This is a genomic window from Xanthomonas sp. DAR 35659 (assembly GCF_041242975.1).
Taxonomy (GTDB): Bacteria; Pseudomonadota; Gammaproteobacteria; order Xanthomonadales; family Xanthomonadaceae; genus Xanthomonas_A; species Xanthomonas_A medicagonis.
In genome coordinates this window covers 554,788-575,348 of the sequence record NZ_CP162488.1, presented here as the reverse complement: position 1 = coordinate 575,348, position 20,561 = coordinate 554,788, and the positions used below count along the sequence as shown (strand labels likewise).

17 protein-coding genes are annotated in these 20,561 nt (G+C 71.1%); 9 read left to right on the top strand and 8 right to left on the bottom strand.

The window, feature by feature from the left end:
- Nucleotides 1-253: 253 nt before the first annotated feature.
- Complete coding sequence (locus AB3X07_RS02555) at nt 254-1,225, bottom strand: IS110 family transposase (protein WP_369939527.1); 972 nt, start codon at nt 1,223-1,225, stop codon at nt 254-256.
- Nucleotides 1,226-1,589: 364 nt separating this feature from the next.
- Nucleotides 1,590-2,315 (bottom strand): ComF family protein, encoded by a 726-nt coding sequence (locus AB3X07_RS02550; protein WP_369942473.1) that lies wholly within the window; start codon nt 2,313-2,315, stop codon nt 1,590-1,592.
- Nucleotides 2,316-2,364: 49 nt separating this feature from the next.
- Between AB3X07_RS02550 and bioB the strand changes: the two genes are divergently transcribed.
- From bioB to bioC, 7 genes are all read left to right on the top strand, one after another.
- Nucleotides 2,365-3,414, top strand: a complete 1,050-nt coding sequence (gene bioB, locus AB3X07_RS02545; RefSeq protein ID WP_369942471.1) for a biotin synthase BioB — start codon at nt 2,365-2,367, stop codon at nt 3,412-3,414.
- 124 nt (nt 3,415-3,538) lie between these two features.
- Complete coding sequence (bioF, locus tag AB3X07_RS02540; protein ID WP_369944627.1) at nt 3,539-4,744, top strand: 8-amino-7-oxononanoate synthase; 1,206 nt, start codon at nt 3,539-3,541, stop codon at nt 4,742-4,744.
- A complete protein-coding gene (locus tag AB3X07_RS02535) occupies nt 4,741-5,094 on the top strand; it encodes a DUF7079 family protein (RefSeq protein ID WP_369942469.1) in 354 nt (117 codons plus the stop codon). The genes bioF and AB3X07_RS02535 overlap by 4 nt, the downstream gene beginning before the upstream one ends.
- A 43-nt stretch (nt 5,095-5,137) precedes the next feature.
- Nucleotides 5,138-5,899, top strand: a complete 762-nt coding sequence (gene bioH / locus AB3X07_RS02530; protein ID WP_369942467.1) for a pimeloyl-ACP methyl ester esterase BioH — start codon at nt 5,138-5,140, stop codon at nt 5,897-5,899.
- 539 nt (nt 5,900-6,438) lie between these two features.
- Nucleotides 6,439-6,924: a hypothetical protein gene (locus AB3X07_RS02525; RefSeq protein ID WP_369942466.1), complete on the top strand. Its 486-nt coding sequence runs from the start codon at nt 6,439-6,441 to the stop codon at nt 6,922-6,924.
- 117 nt (nt 6,925-7,041) lie between these two features.
- Nucleotides 7,042-7,824 (top strand): SDR family oxidoreductase, encoded by a 783-nt coding sequence (locus AB3X07_RS02520; protein WP_369942464.1) that lies wholly within the window; start codon nt 7,042-7,044, stop codon nt 7,822-7,824.
- Nucleotides 7,825-7,957: 133 nt separating this feature from the next.
- Nucleotides 7,958-8,848 (top strand): malonyl-ACP O-methyltransferase BioC, encoded by an 891-nt coding sequence (gene bioC, locus AB3X07_RS02515; RefSeq protein WP_369942463.1) that lies wholly within the window; start codon nt 7,958-7,960, stop codon nt 8,846-8,848.
- A 96-nt stretch (nt 8,849-8,944) separates the two neighbouring features.
- Here bioC and AB3X07_RS02510 read toward each other — a convergent pair whose 3' ends face one another.
- The 3 genes from AB3X07_RS02510 to AB3X07_RS02500 are packed head-to-tail and all read right to left on the bottom strand — an operon-like array spanning nt 8,945 to nt 10,989.
- Nucleotides 8,945-9,373, bottom strand: coding sequence for a ketosteroid isomerase-related protein (locus tag AB3X07_RS02510; RefSeq protein ID WP_369942461.1), 429 nt, complete (start codon nt 9,371-9,373; stop codon nt 8,945-8,947).
- A 54-nt stretch (nt 9,374-9,427) separates the two neighbouring features.
- A complete protein-coding gene (locus tag AB3X07_RS02505) occupies nt 9,428-10,045 on the bottom strand; it encodes a YdcF family protein (RefSeq protein ID WP_369942459.1) in 618 nt (205 codons plus the stop codon).
- Nucleotides 10,030-10,989 (bottom strand): pyridoxal-phosphate dependent enzyme, encoded by a 960-nt coding sequence (locus AB3X07_RS02500; protein WP_369942457.1) that lies wholly within the window; start codon nt 10,987-10,989, stop codon nt 10,030-10,032. The genes AB3X07_RS02505 and AB3X07_RS02500 overlap by 16 nt, the downstream gene beginning before the upstream one ends.
- 165 nt (nt 10,990-11,154) lie before the next feature.
- On the opposite strand from AB3X07_RS02500, the gene AB3X07_RS02495 reads away from it, so the two are divergent.
- The gene (locus AB3X07_RS02495; RefSeq protein ID WP_369942455.1) at nt 11,155-11,712 is read left to right on the top strand and encodes a hypothetical protein; all 558 of its coding nucleotides are present in this window, start codon (nt 11,155-11,157) and stop codon (nt 11,710-11,712) included.
- A 499-nt stretch (nt 11,713-12,211) separates the two neighbouring features.
- Nucleotides 12,212-14,101: a tRNA uridine-5-carboxymethylaminomethyl(34) synthesis enzyme MnmG gene (mnmG, locus tag AB3X07_RS02490; RefSeq protein ID WP_369942453.1), complete on the top strand. Its 1,890-nt coding sequence runs from the start codon at nt 12,212-12,214 to the stop codon at nt 14,099-14,101.
- Nucleotides 14,102-14,287: 186 nt separating this feature from the next.
- Here mnmG and AB3X07_RS02485 read toward each other — a convergent pair whose 3' ends face one another.
- From AB3X07_RS02485 to AB3X07_RS02475, 3 genes are read right to left on the bottom strand one after another with little or no spacing between them, the layout of a single operon-like run.
- The gene (locus tag AB3X07_RS02485; protein WP_369942451.1) at nt 14,288-15,712 is read right to left on the bottom strand and encodes an efflux transporter outer membrane subunit; all 1,425 of its coding nucleotides are present in this window, start codon (nt 15,710-15,712) and stop codon (nt 14,288-14,290) included.
- Nucleotides 15,709-18,837: a multidrug efflux RND transporter permease subunit gene (locus tag AB3X07_RS02480; protein ID WP_369942449.1), complete on the bottom strand. Its 3,129-nt coding sequence runs from the start codon at nt 18,835-18,837 to the stop codon at nt 15,709-15,711. Before AB3X07_RS02480 ends, AB3X07_RS02485 begins: the two co-directional genes overlap by 4 nt.
- 10 nt (nt 18,838-18,847) lie before the next feature.
- Entirely contained in the window at nt 18,848-19,969 is a 1,122-nt protein-coding gene (locus tag AB3X07_RS02475; protein WP_369944626.1) for an efflux RND transporter periplasmic adaptor subunit, read from the bottom strand.
- Nucleotides 19,970-20,561: the final 592 nt, after the last annotated feature.

Below are 20,561 nucleotides of genomic sequence, written 5' to 3'. Positions count from 1 at the left end.
CGCACAGACCCGGGCGCCAGCCGAGGTCGCCATGAACGCAGGCGCTTCTCTGCATGGCGGCCCCCATCGTCCCGCTGGCGCATAGCGCCGCCGCGGCATGTCGGCCGACGCGCGCGCACCGCAGCACGCACCGGCGTTTTCTCGCGACAGGCAAGCGCACCGCCCATGCGCGCGCTTCCAGGGCACCTCCAACAATCTGCTTTCGCCACAATCCCGTCAGATGCGGTTTGCCCTGTAGATACCGTCTTCCCCTCTAACAGGCAAGGGCCTTTTGAGGGTCGAAGGGCGTGCGCGATTTGAGCACGCCGTAGGCGATATGCAGCAGCTTGCGCATGGCGGCGCAGATGATCTGCTTGTTGGCCTTGCCGCGTTCGCGCAGGCGTTGTTTCAGCGCACGCACGACCGGGTTGTGGGTCATGGCGACCAAGGCCGGCAGGAACAGGCCGGCGCGCAGGCGTGGGGAGCCGGTACGGGAGATGCAGGCCTGCCCCTTGCGCTTGCCGGACTCCTGCAGCCGTGGATTCAACCCGGCGAAGGCGGTCACCGCCGAGGCCTGGGAGAAGCGCTCCACGTCGCCGAGCTCGGCCAGCAACAGCGCCGCGCTCCTCTCGGCGATGTCGTCGATGCTGACCAGCAGCTCGCGCTGCCCGCGCAGGGTAGGATCCTGGTCGATCTGGTCGTCGATGGCCCGTTCGATCTGGGCGATGTTCGCTTGCAGCTGGCCGATAGTCTCTAGCAGCGAGGCGCGCACCACCGGCGCGGCGACGTCCAGGCGGTTGCGCTCCATCTGCAGCATCTGCAGCAGGTCCTCGCGCCGACGCACCAGCGCCTTGAGGTGCTTGAGCGCCGGCGGATCGGGCTGCCACGGCCGCAATTGCGACGCATGGCGCAGGCCGTAGCTGGCGATCAGCTTGGCATCGCTGCGATCGGTCTTGACCCGAGTCAGCTGGCTGCGGGCATACAGCGCCGTCTGCGCCGGGTTGAGGACGCATACGCGGTAGCCCAAGGCGTGCACGAACTCAGCCAGGGCCTCGTGGTAGGTGCCGGTGGCTTCCATCACGATCCAGCTGTCCGCCTGCGCATGGCTCTGCAGCCACGTCCGTAGGGCCTGGAACCCCTTCGGATCGTTGGAAAGCTTGGCCTTGGTGCGGTACTTGCCGTTGGCCAGGTCGATGGCCAGGTCGAAACGGTGTTTGGCGACGTCGATACCGACGACTGGGGACATGGGGAATTCCTCCATCGTAGGGTGAACACGATCACCGCTGCGCCCGGTCCTGCCTTGTGGATGCGAGTTCACGCCTGCGGCGGACTCTGGATACCGTACGGACACCGATGGGCCAGCATATGCAATGCGGGAGCCAATCTACAATGCAAGCTCGTGGCTTTAGGAGCGACTGGGCTTCCCGCACTGCTCCGATGATCAGTCGGAAGACATAAGGCCACGTGGGCCTCATGTCCAGATACAAGGAGCGGCTTTAGCCGCGACGAGGCGTTCCTTGTAAAGCCCGTCGCGGCTAAAGCCGCTCCTACAGGACACTTTCCGAAGGTATTACCAGCCACCAGGGTCCCCACACGATAGACCCCCACGCTCACGGCACGCGCGCCACCACCCACGCATCGACCCGCGCCACACCGGCGCGGCGCAGCGCCTGCGCGGCGGCGTGCAGGGTCGCGCCGGTGGTCATCACGTCGTCGATCAGGGTCACGTGCTGCGGCAACGGCGCGCGGACCGCGAACGCATGGCGCAGGTTGCGCCGACGCGCGCGCGCATCGAGTTCGGATTGCGGCGCCGTCGCGCGCACGCGCTGCAGTCCGTCGCACAAGCGCAGGCCCAGCGCGCGCGCCAATGGCCGCGCCAGTTCCAGCGCCTGGTCGTAGCCACGCTGGCGCAGTCGCGCCGCATGCAGCGGCACCGGCAGCAAGGCTTGCGGGCGCGCCAGATCGCCGCAGCGCGCGCGCAGCAGCGCCGTCAGCAGGCGCCCGGCGGCCAGATCCTGGTGGAACTTGAAGCGGCGCAGCAGCCCGTCCACCGGCGCGGCGTACACGCAGGCGCTGGCGACCAGCGTCAGCGGCGGCGGCTTGCGCTGGCAGGCGCCGCAGACCTGGCCGGCATCCAGCGCCGGCAGCGGCAACGCGCAGGTCATGCAGGCGCCGACGTTCCAGGGCAGCGCGACGCGGCAGGCCGGGCACAGGTCCAGCCCGGCGGCACCGCGTTCGCCGCAGACCAGGCAGCGCTCCGGCAGCAGCCAGCGCTGCAGGCGCCGCCAGCTTCCGTCAACCTGAAAGTCACTGGCGAAGTTGACAGGGATATCCATGCTCACCAGACTGCCCGCTTTCCCAGCCGCTGACCGTCAGGAAACCCCCATGTCCGCTGTCGTCCGACACGACTGGCAACGCCAGGAACTGCTCGCCCTGTTCGACCTGCCGTTCCCGGAACTGCTGCACCGCGCCGCCGCCGTGCACCGCGAGCACTTCGATCCGGCGCAGGTGCAGGTGTCCACCCTGCTCTCGGTCAAGACCGGCGGCTGTCCGGAGGACTGCGCGTACTGCCCGCAGGCGCAGCGCTACGACACCGGCGTGGACGCGCAGAAGCTGATGAGCACCGCGGCGGTGCTGGACAAGGCGCGCCAGGCCAAGGCCGCCGGCGCCTCGCGCTTCTGCATGGGCGCGGCGTGGCGCTCGCCCAAGGACCGCGACATCCCGAAGGTGGCGGAGATGATCCGCGAGGTGAAGGCGTTGGGCCTGGAAACCTGCGCCACCCTGGGCATGCTCGACGGCGCGCAGGCGCAGGCGCTGAAGTCCGCCGGGCTGGACTACTACAACCACAATCTGGACACCGCGCCGGATTTCTACGATTCGATCATCCACACCCGCCAGTACCAGGACCGCCTGGATACCCTGACCCACGTGCGCGACGCCGGGCTGAAGACCTGCTGCGGCGGCATCGTCGGCATGGGCGAGTCGCGCGACCAGCGCGCCGGCCTGCTGCAGGCGCTGGCCAACCTGCCGGTGCATCCGGATTCGGTGCCGATCAACCGCCTGGTGCAGGTGGCCGGCACCCCCTTGCACGGCACGGTCGAGCTGGACCCGTTCGAGTTCGTGCGCACGATCGCTGTGGCCCGCATCGCGATGCCGCAGGCGATGGTGCGGCTGTCGGCCGGGCGCGAGAGCATGAGCGACGAACTGCAGGCGCTGTGCTTCTGCGCCGGCGCCAACTCGATCTTCTACGGCGAGAAGCTGCTGACCACCGGCAACCCGGACACCGAGCGCGACCAGGCGCTGTTCGCGCGGCTGGGGCTGCGGCCGATGCAGGTGACGGTGGACGCCGACGCGCACGACCATCCCGGCACCGTGCACGCGGACATCACCGCGGCGCCGTCGCGCGGGCGCACCATCGACGCCGCGCTGGCCTGATCCCGGCCTGGCCCTCGCCCCGGCGCGCCGTCCCAGCGCGCGTCCCGCCGCCGCACCGGGCCCGCGCGCCCGGCGCGGCCGGGGACGCGCTACGCTAGCCAGCCACCCCATGCCCTCGCCGCCCATGGCCCGCCCCGATCTGTACGACCGCATCCAGTCCCAGCGCGCGCTGCGCCAAGCGCAGGGCCGCATCCGCGTGCGCCGCAGCGTCGGCCGCCGCGACGGCGTGCGCCTGGAAGTCGACGGCCGCTGGCTGACCGGCTTCTGCAGCAACGACTACCTCGGCCTGGCGCAACAGTTCGAAGTGGTGGCCGCGCTGCAGGACGCCGCCGCGCGCGAGGGCGCCGGCGCGACCGCCTCGCACCTGGTGTGCGGCCACCACGCGCTGCACGAGCAGTTGGAACGCGAGGTCGCCGACTGGCTCGGCTACTCGCAGGCGCTGCTGTTCGGCAGCGGCTTCATCGCCAACCTGGCGGTGCAGCAGGCGCTGCTGAGCGAGGAAGAGGACGTGTGCGTGCAGGATCGGCTCAACCACGCCAGCCTGCTCGACGCCACCCGCCTGGCCGGCTGCCGCCTGCGCCGCTATCCGCACCTGGATGCCGAAGGCGCGATGCGCCAGCTCAAGCACGCCGCCGACGGCGCGGCGATGCTGGCCACCGATGGCGTGTTCAGCATGGACGGCGACATCGCTCCGCTGCGCTCGCTGACCCTGGTCGCGCGCACGCAGCAGGCGCTGATGTACGTGGACGACGCGCACGGCGTCGGCGTGCTCGGACCGCAGGGCCGCGGCTGCGTGGCCGAGGCCGGGCTCGGCGTGGCCGACGTGCCGTTGCAACTGGTGACCCTGGGCAAGGCGCTGGGCGGCTACGGCGCGCTCGTCGTCGGCGACGAGGCGCTGATCCGGCATCTGGCCGAAACCGCGCGGCCCTACCTGTACACCACCGCGCTGCCGCCGGCGCAGGCCGCCGCCTCGCTGGCCGCGGTCAAGCTGGCGCGGCGCGACCAGTGGCGGCGCGAGCGCCTGGCCGAGACGATCGCCGCGTTCCGCGGCGGCGCGCGCCGCCATGGCCTGGAACTGATGTCCTCCGACACCCCGATCCAGCCGCTGCTGTGCGGCGACGAGGCCAGCGCGCTGGCGCTGTCGGCGGCGCTGGAGCAGGCCGGCTTCCTGGTCTCGGCGATCCGCCCGCCGACCGTGCCGGACGGCAAGTCGCGCCTGCGGGTGACGCTGTCGGCGTTGCACACGCCGGCGCAGGTGCAGGCGCTGCTCGATGCGCTGGCGCTGGCCCGCGACCGCCTCGCCGCGCATCCGGTCGGCCTGCCCGCATGAGCGGCGACGACCTCGCGGCGCGCCGCGAGGTGTGGGAAGCGCTGTCGGAGTTGTACCTGGACACCGATGTCGCCTTGCGCCACCCGCACATCGCCGCGGTGCTCGCCGCCTCGCCCTACAGGCCGGACACGCTGCGGGAGATGCTGCTGCGCGACGTGCATCCGCGCCTGGCACCGAACCTGTCGAGCGTGGCCGGGGTCTGGGAGGGCTTCGACATCGACTGGTTGAGCGCGGCGATCCAGCGCGGCGAGGGCGTGCAGCGCTGGTCGGCGTGGCTGACATGGCGCTATCCGCGGCAGCAATGGCGCGTGCTGCTGCCACGGCTGCTGGCGCTGCGCGCGGCGCGCTGACCGCCGCCTCGCCCGATTCCCTTCCATTGGCACGCGATCGACGATGCATATCGAAACGGTGGGGCAAGGCCCCGATCTGGTCCTGATCCACGGCTGGGCGCTGCACGGCGGCATCTTCGCGCCGCTCGTCGCGCGCCTGTCGGCGCACTACCGCATGCACCTGGTGGACCTGCCCGGACATGGTCACAGCCGCGACGACGACACCCCGCTGGCGCTGCCGCACGTGGTCAGCGCGATCGCCGCGGCGACGCCGCCGGCGGCATGGCTGGGCTGGTCGCTGGGCGGGCTGTTCGCGCTGCATGCCGCGGCGACCCAACCGCAGGTGCGCGGCCTGGCGATGCTCGCGGCGACGCCGCGGTTCGTGCGCGGCGGCGACTGGCCGCACGCGGTGGAACCGCAGGTCTTCGCCCAGTTCGGCCGCGACCTGGGCGAGGACTACCGCGGCACGCTGGACCGCTTCCTGGCGCTGGACACGCTCGGCTCGGCGCATGCGCGCGCGGAGCTGCGCATGTTGCGCGAGACGCTGATCGCACGCGGCGAGCCGGACGCGCGCGCGCTGCAGGACGGCCTGGCGCTGCTCGAACGCACCGACCTGCGCCGCGCGTTGCCGACGCTGCGCGTGCCCAGCCTATGGATCGGCGGCCAACGCGATCGACTGGTGTCGGACGCCGGGATGCAGGCCGCGTCCGCCCTGGCGCCGCAGGCCCAACTGCACATCGTCGCCGGCGGCGGGCACGCCCCGTTTCTCGGCCATGCGGACGAGGTCGCCATCGCGCTGCAGGCATTCCTGGCCGCATTGCCGTAACACGTCCGCGTGCCGCCGCGCGCTGCGCATTCGCAGGCGTGGCAGGCCCGAAGCCGGCCGCCGCACCAAAACGTGTCGCGCAATCCGCGTCGCGCTTCGTCGCGCCAGCTGCGCTCGTCGCGGAAGCTGCGCTCGTCGCGGAAGCTGCGCTCGTCGCGGAAGGCTGCGCAGTGCGATGCATCTTCGCGGCGGCGCCGCGCCCTTGCCACGCATGCCGGAGGGCGGACGCTACTCGCTGCCACACGTTGCCGGCCCGCAGGTACCCGCCGGCGATGCAATCGCGCTGAACGCAAACCCGACGATGCCGCGTCACCAAGGCAAGGTGTGCCGACAGGCGCCTCCTGCAGCACGCGCGTCGCTGCTCGCCGACGCCGTCCGAAGCCCACACCTCTCTTCCCTTGACCTGGACCGACTGCGCGCCGCGCTTCGCGAAGCGCAGGCCGTCGCGGCCGCCACGCTGTCGCCACAGGCGTCGCCGTCCGTCGCGCTACGATGGCGCGCTAACCGCGCTATGGCGCAGCACCGAGGAGAACCGATCCGTGACCGTGATGCGTAGCAACACCGCCAGGGTGATGGCGTGCCTGATCGCGGCATGCGCCGCCCTTCCCGCCCTGGCGGCGCCGCCAGCGGCGCCGTGTCGGTTCGAGGCGCCCGCGGACCTGGACGCCGCTCCCGCGCGCTGGCTCGGCGAGTGCCGGAACGGGGCAGCCGATGGGCTCGGCATCGTCCGCGCCGGCACCGCCGAGCCCTATGCCTTCTTCGCCGGCCGCATGCAGGATGGCCGCCCGGCGCAGGGCCTACTCCTGCTGCACGCAGGAGGATTGATGGCGGCCGTGCGCTTCGATGCGACCTTGCGCGCCGTGGCCAGCGACGGCCTGCGCCCCGACGAGGACGACCACGTGTTCGCGCAGGCACGCGCTGCGGCGCTGGAGACCTCCGCACGCCTGCGCCAGCAAGGCAATCGGGCGTCGGCCGACTACTACACCGCGCTCGCGCGGCGCATCGACGACAGCCGCGCGGAGTAGCGCGCGCTCGGCGCCCACCCCGCGCGCATCGCAGAACATCGCGCGCAGCGCAACGCGGCTGGCAGCGCCGACGGTGATGCACGATCATCGCGGTTTCGAGACGAACGGAGCGCACGCATGGATCTGGGCATCGCCGGCAAATGGGCGCTGGTCTGCGCCGCGAGCAAGGGCCTGGGACTCGGTTGCGCGCGAGCGCTGGCCAACGAGGGCGTCAACGTGGTCATCGTGGCGCGCGGCCAACCCGCGCTGGATGCGGCGGCGGCCGGGCTGCGCGCGCTGCCCGGCGCCGGCGAGGTGATCGCGGTGGCCGCCGACATCGCCACCGACGCCGGGCGCGCCGCCGCGCTGGCCGCCTGCCCGCAGATCGACATCCTGATCAACAACGCCGGCGGCCCGCCGCCCGGCGATTTCCGCGACTGGGAGCGCGAGGACTGGCTACGCGCGCTCGACGCCAACATGCTGGCGCCGATCGCGCTGATCCGAGCCACAGTCGATGCCATGCAGGCGCGCGGCTTCGGCCGCATCGTCAACATCACCTCCGCCGCGGTGAAGGCACCGATCGACAGCCTGGGTCTGTCCAACGGCGCGCGCGCCGGGCTGACCGGCTTCGTCGCCGGCCTGGCGCGGCGCACCGTCGCGTACAACGTCACCATCAACAACCTGCTGCCGGGGCAGTTCGACACCGACCGGCTGCGCAGCAACTTCGCCCATGCCGCGCAACGCAGCGGCACCGACGTGGACGCGCTCGCCGCGCAGAAACGCCAGCAGATCCCCGCCGGCCGCTTCGGCAGCGCCGACGAATTCGGCGCGGCCTGCGCCTTCCTGTGCAGTGCGCAGGCCGGCTACCTCACCGGGCAGAACCTGTTGCTCGATGGCGGCGCCTATCCCGGGACGTTCTGAAGGGCCGGGAATGGGGAATGGGGAATGGGGAAACGGGAATGGGCAAGGCAGGCGGCCATCTCGCCGACGCGGCCGTTCCGATTCCCGTTTCCCCATTCTCCATTCCCGGCCTCCCGCCAGCGATAATGCGCCGATGGATCCCTCCTCGTTCGACCCCCACCACATCCGCCGCGCGTTCTCGCGCGCCGCGGCCAGCTACGACGCCGCCGCGGCCCTGCAGCACGAGGTGGAGAAGCGCCTGCTGGAATCGCTGGACTACCTCGGCGACCGCGTGCCGCAGGTGGTGCTGGACGTGGGCAGCGGCCCCGCGCATGCCGCCGCGACGATGAAGAAGCGCTGGCCGCGCGCGCAGGTGATCGCGCTCGACCAGGCGCTGCCGATGCTGCAGCAGGCCAAGCGCCAGGCCGGCTGGTGGAAGCCGTTCGGCCGCGTCTGCGCCGACGCGCGCGCGCTGCCGCTGGCCGAGCACAGCGTCGACGTGATCTTCAGCAACCTGTGCCTGCAGTGGGTCGAGGACCTGCCGGCGGTGTTCGCCGGTTTCCGCCGCGTACTCAAGCCCGGCGGGCTGCTGCTGTGCTCCAGCTTCGGGCCGGAGACCCTGATCGAACTGCGCGAAGCGTTCGCGCAGGCCGACCGCGAGGCGCCGCATGTCAGCCGCTTCGCGCCGATCGCGCAGTTCGGCGATGCGCTGATGCACGCCGGCTTCCGCGACCCGGTGCTGGACCGCGACCTGTTCACCCTCACCTATCCGGACCTGGCCGCGCTGATGCGCGAGCTGCGCGCGATCGGCGCGACCAACGCGTTGCACGCGCGCCGCCACACCCTGACCGGCCGCGGCCGCTTCGCCACCGCCAGCGCCGCCTACGAACCGCTGCGCACCGCCGACGGCGCGCTGCCGAGCAGTTGGGAAGTGATCTATGCCCACGCCTGGGCGCCGCCGCCGGGCGCGCCGATCCGCGACGGCGGCGGCGAGATCGCCGCGGTGCCGGTGTCGGCGATCCCGATCCGCCGCCGCGGCGCGTGATGCAATGCCTTCTGTAGGAGCGGCTTCAGCCGCGACAGGCGTTCCCGGGGATGCCCGTCGCGGCTGAAGCCGCTCCTACAGGATGCACGGCACCGCTCAGGCCGACACCTGCGCGATCCAGTCCTGCAGGTTGTAGTAGTTGCTGACGCGGGCGATCTTGCCATCGCGGATGTCGAAGAACGCGCCGCCCGGCAGTACATACGTCTGCCCGCGCGCCGGCGGCAGGCCTTCGTCGGTGTGGTGGTACTCGCCGTGCACGACGTATTCGGCGGCGGCGCGGCGGCCGTCTTCCCCGCCCAGCACGACGATGTCGCGCAGCTGCTCGCGGTAGCTGGCGTTCATCCGCTGCAGGAACGCGGCGAAGGCGTCCTTGCCGGTCTCGCGCGCGCCCTGGTTGAGGTCGTGCGCCACGTCGTCGCTGAGCTTGTCGAGCATGGCCGCCCAGTCGCCACGGTTGAACGCGTCGTAGTACGACAGCACCAGTTCGATGGCGCGGTCTTGCTCACGGGTTCCGTCGATCTTCATCGCCACCACCTCCTGCGCTGCGGGGAGGCCCATGATACGGCGGCCCGGCCGCGCTCAGGCGCCCGGCGCGATCAGGTCGCGGTGGAAGAAGTAGACCTCCTGCACCAGGAAGCGCCAGCGGGTCTGGAAGCTGCGGAAGCGGGTGCTGGGCGTCGAGGACGCCAGCGCGTCGATCTGCAGTTCGCGGCACAGGCGCAGCGCGCGCGCCATGTGCAGCGGATCGCTGACCACGATCGCCCGGTGCAGGCCGTGCGCGCGCATCAGCGCGCGCGCCTGGATCAGGTTCTGCCGGGTGGTGCGCGAGACCGTCTCGATCAGGATCGCGTCGGCCGGCACGTCGTGGCGCAGCGCGTAGCGGCGCGCCACCTGCGATTCGGCGAAGCGCGCGCCGTTGCCGCCGAAGCCGCCGGTGAAGATCAGGGTCGGCGCGTAGCCACGCTGGTACAGGTCCAGGCCGTGGCGGATGCGCTCCTCGAACACCGGCGAGGGCTTGGCGTCGTAGGCGGCCGCGCCGAGCACGATGATCGCGTCCGCCGGCGCCGCCTGGTCGCGGTCGCCGACCCACACGATGTAGATCGCCACGCCCAGCAGCCACAGCACCAGCAAGGCGCCCAGCCGGCCGATCCAGCCCAGCCAGCCGCGCCGTCGCCGCGGCTTCAAGCCGCGCCCCACGGCAGGGCGTCCAGGTCGACGTTGCCGCCGGACAGGATCAGCCCGACCCGGCGTCCGGCGAAACGCTGCGGCTGCGCCAGCACCGCCGCCAGGGCGATCGCCGACGAGGGTTCCACCAGTTGCTTGAGCACCTGCCACAGCAGCCGCATCGCCGCCACGGTGGCGGCGTCGTCGACCACGATGGTCTCGGCCTGGCCGCGCAGCAGCGCGAAGTTGGGCACGCCCAGGGTGCCGCGCAGGCCGTCGCACAGGGTGTCGGGAACGAAGTCCACACGCCGCTCGCCCGCGGCCAGCGAGCGCGCGGTGTCGGCGGCGCCAGCCGGCTCGGCCAGCACCAGCTGCGCCTGCGGCGCCAGCGCCGACAGTGCCAGGCGGCTGCCGGCGGCCAGGCCGCCGCCGCCGACCGGCACCACCAGCAGGTCCAGCGGGCCGCTGGCGCCGAGCAGTTCCAGCGTCGCGGTGCCCTGCCCGGCGATCACCGCCGGGTCGGCGTAGGGATGCACCAGGGTCGCCCCGGTCCGCTCCTGAACCTGCGCGCACATCGCCTCGCGCGCGGCGATGCTGGCCTCGCACTGCCACAGGGTGGCGCCCTGGCGGACGATGTTGGCCAGCTTGGCCGCCACCGCCCCGTCCGGCACCACCACGTGGCAGCCGATGCCGCGGGTACGCGCGGCCAGGGCCAGCGCCGCGCCGTGGTTGCCGGAGGAATGGGTGACCACGCCGCGCGCGGCCTGCGCCGCGTCCAGGGACCAGACCGCATTGCAGGCGCCACGGAACTTGAATGCGCCGCCGCGCTGCAGGTGCTCGGCCTTGAAGTGGAGGGTCGCGCCGGTCAGCGCGTCCAATGTCCGCGAGCGCAGCACCGGGGTGACCTGGGCATGCGGCGCCAGGCGCGCGGCGGCGGCGGCGACATCGGCGAACGTGGGCAGTGAAGATGAGACCATGCGCAAAAGGTTAACGTATCGCCATGGATTCGCAGCGCCGCCGGCGACCGGCGCGAGGCGGCCGTTGCGCGCGACTTAAGCGTTCAATTCACGACCAAGCGAGTTAAGGGGGCATTCAATGCAACGCGCCGAACCTGTCGGTCAGCCTCAGGGAGAGGATTCGCCATGAACATGCGCCTGCTACTGGCCGCCGGACTGCTGGCCACGCTGGGTGGTTGCGCCACGTACGACTACGCCGACAACGGCGGCGGCTACTACCGCGGCTCGCCGTCGGTGGAATACCGCTATCCGGCGGGCTATTCCGATGGCTACTACCCGTACGGCCCCTATGGCGCCGTGCCCTACGGCTACGGCGCCGGTTACTACGGGTACGGCTACTACGGTTACGGCGGTCCGTACTACTACCGCGACTACTACGGCCCGCCGCGGCATCGTCCGCCGCCGCGCCCGCGCCCGGACAATGGCCGCCCGCCGGACCGGCCGCCACCGCCGGCGATCGGCGACCGCGACCGGGTCAAGTCGCCATGGCGCGACATGGACCGGCTGCGGCGTCCGGACGCGGCCAATGCCGGGCCGCGCCCGCAGGCGATGCAGCCGGCCCGCCCGGCGGCCATGCCGCGCCCCGCCGCCGCGCCGCGGCCGGCGGCGGCGCCACGCCCGGCCGCGCCCCGTCCCGGCAATCTGGGTCGCGGCAATGGGACGCGCCGCACACTAGAGCCCTAAGAAATCGCTTGCTTTCACACGGGCACAGGACGCACTCTACGTCGTACGGGGTGACCCACTGCGTCGCTTTATGACCCGCAAGGGATCGCCCCACCGTCTATGTCGATGTCCGACAGGGAAATCTGGATCCCCCCTGTTCCGGCCCTGTCGGGCGTCGGCGCCTAAAACGAAAAGCCCCGGTCCGCCGGGGCTTTTCGCGTTCGGGCCTTGCGCTTGCTGGCGCGTGGCCGCAACGCAGGCATAAAAAAGGGCCGGCAGTCCCCCGACTACCGGCCCCCAGCTCCCCCGAGGTGCGCGTGACTGGCCCCTGTTCCAATTCCAGTCGTACGCCCCTGACGCAATGCCACCTCGGGTGCAATGTGGATATCTGCAGATGGCGTGCCAACTTTAGGGCGGGATCCGCAAACTGTGATGCAACCGCTAAAATTTCTTCTTTCCGGCGTCCGCCATCCGTGGGCGCGCCCATTCCGGTCCCCACGACCCGGCTGACGAGTCTCAGATGAGCGATTCCTTCTACCGCTACGACGTCATCGTGATCGGCGGCGGCCATGCCGGCACCGAGGCGGCGCTGGCGTCCGCCCGCGCCGGCGCGCGCACCCTGCTGCTGACCCACAACGTGGAGACGGTGGGCGCGATGAGCTGCAACCCGGCCATCGGCGGCATCGGCAAGGGCCACCTGGTCAAGGAGATCGACGCGCTGGGCGGAGCGATGGCGCACGCCGCGGACCTGGCCGGCATCCAGTGGCGCACGCTCAACGCCTCCAAGGGTCCGGCGGTGCGCGCGACCCGCTGCCAGGCCGACCGCAACCTGTACCGCGGCGCGATCCGGCGCATCGTCGAGGCACAGCCGAACCTGACCCTGTTCCAGGCCGCGGTGGACGACCTGATCGTGGCCGGCGAGCGCGTGCGCGGGGTGGTCACCCAGACCGGGCTGCGCTTCGAGGCGGCGGCGGTGGTGCTGACCGCCGGCACCTTCCTGGCCGGCAAGATCCATATCGGCCAGACCCAGTACGCCGGCGGCCGCGCCGGCGATCCGCCAGCCACCGCGCTGGCGCAGGCGCTGCGCGACGGCCGCTTCGGCGTGGACCGGCTCAAGACCGGCACCCCGCCGCGCATCGACGGGCGCGGCCTGGACTACGCGGCGATGGAAGAACAGCCCGGCGACGATCCGCTACCGGTGATGTCCTTCCTGGGCGAGGTCGCCCAGCATCCGCGCCAGGTCTCGTGCTGGATCACCCACACCACCGAGCGCACCCACGCCATCATCCGCGGCGCGCTCGATCGCTCACCGCTGTACACCGGGCAGATCGAGGGCATCGGCCCGCGCTACTGCCCCTCGATCGAGGACAAGGTGGTGCGCTTCGCCGATAAGGCCAGCCATCAGATCTTCGTCGAGCCGGAAGGCCTGGACGTGGTCGAGATCTACCCCAACGGCATCTCCACCTCGCTGCCGTTCGACGTGCAGCTGGAGCTGGTGCGCTCGATCCGCGGCTTCGAGCGCGCGCACATCACCCGCCCCGGCTACGCCATCGAATACGACTTCTTCGACCCGCGCGGGCTCAAGGCCTCGCTGGAGACCAAGGCGATGCCGGGGCTGTTCTTCGCCGGGCAGATCAACGGCACCACCGGCTACGAGGAAGCCGCCGCGCAGGGCCTGATCGCCGGCCTCAACGCCGCGCGCCAGGTGCGCGGGCTGGAACCGTGGTCGCCGCGCCGCGACCAGGCCTACATCGGTGTACTGATCGACGACCTGATCACCCACGGCACCAGCGAGCCGTACCGCATGTTCACCAGCCGCGCCGAGTACCGGCTGCAGCTGCGCGAGGACAACGCCGACGCGCGCCTGACCGGCATCGGCCACGACCTGGGCATCGTCGACGACACCCGCTGGGCGCGCTTCCAGGCCAAGCAGGACGCGGTGGCACGCGAGAACGCGCGCCTGCGCGCGCTGTGGGCCACGCCGGGCAACGCGCTGGGCCGCGAGGTCGCGGCCACGCTGGGCGTGGCGGTGAGCCGCGAAACGAATGTGCTGGACCTGATCAAGCGCCCGGAGCTGGACTACGCCGCGCTGATGCGGGTGCCGTCGCTGGGTCCGGGCGTGGCCGATACGCAGGTGGCCGAGCAGGTGGAGATCGGCATCAAGTACGCCGGCTATCTGGAGCGTCAGCGCGAGGAGATCGCCCGCCAGCAGCGCCATGAGGACACGCCGATTCCCGCGACGTTCGACTACGCGCAGGTGCGCGGGCTGTCGGCCGAAGTGCAGCAGAAGCTCGAGCGCGTGCGCCCGCAGAGCGTGGGCCAGGCGCAGCGCATCCCCGGCATGACCCCGGCGGCGATCTCGCTGCTGCTGGTGCACCTGGAGCGGGCGCGGCGCAGCCGGGTAGCGTGAGCGCGGGGCAGATGCCGCGTGCGTTTTTGCGAGTGCCCGCGCCGCTCCCTGTAGGAGCGGCTTCAGCCGCGACAGGGGGTATCGGCAAGGCCTGTCGCGGCTGAAGCCGCTCCTACAGCAGGCAGCGCCGCGCCGGCCAGGACGGCCAGATCGGAACGGTGCGCGGCATTGGCATTGGCTCGGCGCTCATCGCGCCGTCGCGTCCGCGCCGCCGCCCAGCGCCGTGTACAGCGCGACTCGGTTGCTGTCGTCCTGCAGCCGCAGGGCGATCAGGTCCTGCTGTGCGGCGAACAGCGAACGCTGCGCGTCCAGCACCTGCAAATAGCCGTCGGCGCCGACGCGATAACGCGCCTCGGCCAGGTCGTGGCTGCGCCGCGTCGCCTCGACCAGCGCCTGTTGCGCGGCCAGTTGCGCGTCGAGCTGGTCGCGCTGCGCCAGCGTATCGGCGACGTCGGCGAAGGCGCTCTGGATCGCCTTCTCGTATTGGGCCACGGCGATGTCCTTGCCGATCTTCGATGCGTCCAGCGAGGCCTTCAGCGCGCCGGCATGGAAGATCGGCGCGGTGATGCTGGGCACGAACGACCAGGTCCGCGATCCGGCCGAGAACAGCGTGGACAGCACATCGCTGCCGCGTCCGCTCGATGCGGTCAAGGTCAGGCTCGGGAAGAACGCCGCGCGCGCCGCGCCGATGTCGGCGTTGGCCGCCTTCAGCGCATGCTCGGCGGCGAGCACGTCCGGGCGCTGCAGCAGCACGGCGGCCGGCAGGCGCGCCGGGACCGGTGCCAGCGCGACGCCGTCGTCGATCACGTCGGCAGACGGCACCAAGGCCGCGTCTACCGGCACGCCGACCAGCAACTGCAAGGCGTTGCGGTCTTGCGCGAGTTGCGCGGCATCGCGCGCCACGGCGACCCGTGCCGCGTCCACGCTGCTCTCGATCTGCGCCAGGTCCAGGCCCGAGCCGATGCCGTTGGCGTGCTGGTCGCGGCTGCGCCGCAGCGTCTGCTCCTGGCTGTCCAGGGTCTGCCGCGCGAGGTTAAGCAGTTGCTGGTCGGCGCCCACCGTCAGCCAGGCATCGGCGATCTGGCCGATCAGGCTCAGGCGCACGCCACGCTGGGTCTCGGCGCTGGCCAGCCAGGTCTCCAGCGCCTCGTTGTTGAGGCTGCGCAGGCGCCCGAACAAATCCAGCTCCCAACTGCTGATGCCGACCTGCAGGGTGTCGCTGCTGTCGACCTGCGCACTGCCGCTGTCGCTGGCGCTGGCGCTGGTGCGCTGGCGACCGCTGCTGGCGGTGGCATCCAGCGACGGCGCCAGCGCGGCGCGCTGGATCCGGTACTGCGCCCGCGCCTTGTCGATGCTGAGCATGGCCACACGCAGGTCGCGATTGTGCTCCAGGCCCTGGGCGATGACCTGGCGCAGGCGCGGATCCAGAAACACCGCGCGCCAGTCCGGCAACGCCGGCAGCGTGTCGTCCGCGGCGGGCGTGGCGACGGCCGCATTGTCGAAGCGCGCCGGCACCGGCGTGGCCGGGCGCACGTAGGACGGGGCCAGGCTGCAGCCGGTCATCGCCACGGCACAGGCCAGGCCGAGCAGGCGGTGCGCGCGAGAACTCATGGCGTGGCCTCCTGCGGCACGCGCGCAGGCCCCGGAAACAGGCGCCGCACCAGCACGTAGAACAACGGCACGAAGAACAGCCCCAGGGTGATCGACGCCAGCGTGCCGCCGGTCACGCCGGTGCCCAGCGAACGGCGCGCGGCCGAGCCGGCGCCGTGACTGAACACCAGCGGCAGCACGCCGAGCAGGAACGCCAGCGAGGTCATCAGGATCGGCCGCAGGCGCATCTGCACCGCGTGCAGGGTGGCCGCCAGCAGCGCTTCGCCGCGACGCTCCAGGTCGCGCGCGAACTCCACGATCAGGATGGCGTTCTTGGCCGACAGGCCGACCGTGGTCAGCAGGCCCACCTGGAAGTAGACGTCGTTCTCCAGCCCGCGCGCGGTCATCAGCAGCGCCGCGCCGAACACGCCCACCGGTACCGCCAGCATCACCGCGAACGGGATCGACCAGCTCTCGTACAACGCCACCAGGCACAGGAACACGAACAGCAGCGAGATCGCGTACAGCGCCGGTGCCTGGTTGGCCGACAGTTTCTCCTGATAGGCCATGTCCGACCAGGCGAAGCCGAAGCCGTGCGGCAGTTGCTTGCTCAGTTCGGCCATCGCGTCCATCGCCGCGCCGGAACTGACCCCGGGCACCGCCTGGCCGGTGAGCTCCATCGCCGACACGCCGTTGTAGCGCTCCAGCGCCGCCGGCGCGCTGGTCCAGTGCGCGGTGGTGAAGGCGGACATCGGCACCATGCCGCCGGCGGCGTTGCGCACCGTCCAGCGCGGCAGGTCCTGCGGCGCCATGCGCGCCTGCGCGTCGCCCTGCACGTAGACCTTCTTGATGCGGCCCTTGTAGATGAAGTTGTTGACGAAGTCGCCGCCGAGCGCGCTGTTGAGCGTGGCGTTGATGTCGCCCGGATCCACACCCAGGGCCTGCGCCTTGGCGTCGTCGATCTTGACCGCGTACACCGGCGCGTCCTCCAGGCTGGCGTAGCGCACGTCGCGCAGCTTGGGGTCGTGCGCGGCCAGTTGCAGCAAACGGTCGCGCGCCGCCACCAGCGCGGCGTGGCCGGCGCCTTCGTAGTCCATCAGCTCGAAGGTGAAGCCGGAGGCGTCGCCGAGGCCGGTGATCGCCGGCGGCGAGGTCACGAACAGTTCCGCGTCGGGCACGTCGGCCAGCGCCTTGTTGAGGTGGTCGGCGATGGTCGTGGCATCGTCGTCGCGCTCGTCCCAGTCCTTCAAACGCACGAACGCCATGCCGACGTTCTGGCCGGCGCCGGTGACGCTGAAGCCGGCCGAGGACAGCACCGAGCCCACGCCCGGCTCGTGCAGCGCGGCCTTGGTCAGCCGATCGGTCACCGCCAGGGTCTGCTCCAGGGTGGCGCCGGCCGGCAACTTGACCAGCACGTTGAGCATGCCTTCGTCCTCGTCGGGCAGGAACGCGCCGGGCAGGCGCCACAGCAGCACGCCGGTGACCGCGATCAGCAGCGCATAGGCGATCACGCTGGGCGCGCGCCTGCCCAGCACCCGCTCGACCAGCGCGCGGTAGCGCTCGGACAGGTGCCGGAAGCGGGTGTTGAACCAGATGAAGAACCAGCCCAGGCGGCCATGCGAGCCGATCGGCGCCTCGCCCTGGTGCAGCGGCTTGAGGATGGTCACGCACAACGCCGGGGTCAGGGTCATCGCCACCAGCACCGACAGGATCATCGACGCGGCGATGGTGATGGAGAACTGCCGATAGATCACGCCGGTGACGCCGTTGAAGAACGCCATCGGCACGAACACCGCGGTCAGCACCAGCACGATGCCGACCAGCGCGCCGCCGATCTGCTGCATCGAGCGCAGCGTGGCCTCCTTCGGCGGCAGGCCTTCCTGGCCCATCACCCGCTCCACGTTCTCCACCACCACGATGGCGTCGTCGACCAGCAGACCGATCGCCAGCACCATCGCGAACATGCTCAGGGTGTTGATCGAATAGCCGAACGCGGCGAGCACGCCGAAGGTGCCCATCAGCACCACCGGCACGGCGATGGTCGGGATCAGCGTGGCGCGCCAGTTCTGCAGGAACAGGTACATCACCGCGACCACCAGCAGCACCGCCTCGATCAGGGTGATGACCACCTCCTTGATCGAGGTGGTGACGAACGGGGTGGTGCTGAAGGCGATGTGGTAGTTGAAGCCGTGCGGCCAGTACTGCTTGAGTTCCTGCAGGCGCGCATCGATCGCCTTGGAGGTTTCCACCGCGTTGGCGTCGGCGTTGAGCTCGATGCCGAGCGAGGCGGAGGGCTTGCCGTTGAAGCGGGTGATGCTGTCGTAGGTCTCCGGGCCCAGGCCGATCCGGGCCACGTCGGACAGGCGCACGACCGCGCCGCCGGCATCGCTCTTGAGCACGATCGCGCCGAACTGCGCCGGCGTGTGCAGGCGGCTGCGGGTGGTCACGGTGGCGTCCAGGCGCTGCCCGCGCAGCGCCGGCTGGCCGCCGATCTCGCCGGCCGACACGTCGGTGTTCTGCGCCTGGAGCGCGTTCTCCACGTCCGAGGGCATCAGCGCGTACTGGCGCAGCTTCTCCGGATCCAGCCAGATGCGCATGGCGTACTCCGAGCCCATCGGCTGGATGTTGCCGACGCCGCTGACCCGGCTGATCTGGTCGTCGATGTTCGATTCCATGTAGTTGGCGACATCGAAGTTGTCCATGCTGCCGTCGTCGGAGGTGAACGCGACCACCTCGAACAGCGAGCCGCTGGACTTGGTGATGACCAGCCCGTTCTGCTGCACCGCCTGCGGCAGCACCGACATCACCGACTGCAACTGGTTCTGCACCTGCACCTGCGCGGTGTCGGCGTTGGTGCCGGTCTCGAACACCAGGTTGACCTGCGCGGTGCCGTCCGAGGCGCTGGTCGAGGTCATGTACAGCAGGTGGTCCAGGCTCTGCTGCGACTGCTCGATCAGCTGGGTGACGGTGTTCTCCACGGTCTGCGCCGAGGCGCCGGTGTAGGTGGCGCGCACGGTGATGGTCGGCGGCGCCATCTGCGGATAGCGCTCGATCGGCAGCGCGTGGATGGCGAGCATGCCGACCAGGACGACGACGATGGCCAGGACCCAGGCCACCACCGGGTGGTTGACGAAGAAACGCGACATGCGGGCGTCCTCAGTCGGCCTGGGCGTCGCCCGGCACCGCCGGCGCGGCGGCGAGCTGGGCGGCATCGATCGCATGCGGCAGCGCCGGCTTGCCGATCTCGGCGCGGCTGCCGTTGACCACGATCAGCCGCTCGCCCGGCTTGAGCCCGTCCTCCACCACCCAGTCGTGGCCGATCGCGTCGCCGGTGCGGATGTGGCGCTCCACCACCCGGTCGTGCGCATCGAGCAGCTTGACCACCGGCTCGCCCTTGCTGTCGCGGGTCACCGCCTGTTGCGGCACCAGGATCGCGCCCGCGTCGGTGGCCATCGGCAGCACCGCGCGCAGGTACATGCCGGGCAGCAGCAGATGCTGCGGATTGGGCACGACCACGCGCAGGGTGACGCCACCCGTGCCGGGATCGACCGCGCTGCCGACGAAGGCGAGCGTGCCCGGCTGCGGATAGAGGCGGCCGTCCTCCAAGCGCACCTGCACCGAGATCTTGCCGTCGGCGGCCCGGATCCGGCCGGCGTCGAGTTGCTCGCGCAAGGCCAGCAGCTGCGTGCTGGACTGGCTCACGTCCAGGTAGATCGGATCCAGCCGCTGGATCCGGGTCAGCGCCGCGTCCTGCTGCGCGGTCACCAGCGCGCCGGCGGTGTAGGCCGAGGTGCCGATGGTGCCGGAGATCGGCGCGGCGATCCGCGTGTAGTCGAGATTGATCCGCGCCGCCTGCAGCGCGGCCTGCGCCGCCACCAGGTTGGCCTGCGCCTCCTCCAGCGCGGCCGTCGCGTCGTCGGCGTCCTGTTTGCTGGCCGCGTCCAGGCCGACCAGGGTGCGGTAGCGCTCGGCCTTGGGACGCGCCGCGCGCACCGCGGCCTGCGCCTGCGCCAGTTGTCCGCGCGCGGTGTCGTACGCCGCCTGGTACGGCGCCGGATCGATCTGGTAGAGCACCTGTCCGGCATGCACCTCCTGGCCCTCGGTGAACAGCCGCTGCCGCACCAGGCCGTTGACCTGCGGACGCACGTCGGCCACTTCGTAGGCGACGGTGCGGCCAGGCAGGGTCTGTTCCACCGGCAGGGTCCGCGCGCGCACCGTCAGCACGCCGACCTTGACCGGCGCCGGCGCCGGCGCGGTGGACGAACAGCCCGCCGCCATCGCCAGAACCAGCAGGGAACCATAGAAAATGAAACAGCGAGGCGCGGCGAAGGCGTCGAACATGAGCGTCGAATCGAGGGCGTGGAAGATCGAAGCGCGCAACGCTACATGAAACATATTCCCGCGATATATCCGCTGCGAAATGCCAGTCAGCTGCCGCTTCAAATTTTGTCGGCGCGCAGAAAGATTGACGAAAGATAGGCATTGCTGCGCTGCAACGAGGCGGTATCGGAGGGGGATCGCCGGAGGAATTTTTCGCTGCCTCGGGCGCTTTCGCGCACGGCCGTCGAGCGCCGACCGGTCCTGTGCTGTGCCAGCGCCGCGGTATCTTCATCGCGTTGCAAATGGCCGCAACGATGCCTCTCCGCAGCGCGGCCGATGCATGTTTCGACGTTTCGATGTTTCGGGAAGGAAGCCTCTCGCAAACAGCCAGAGGCCTGCACACCCACTTCCCCACCCCTGTAGGAGCGGCTTCAGCCGCGACGATCGAAGCGAGAAACCCCGCACGCACCCGATCTGTCGAAACCAGGACAACCACCCGCCTGCGTCACCACGCCTGCGCCTCGGCGCATCCCACGCGGCATCCCTCCAC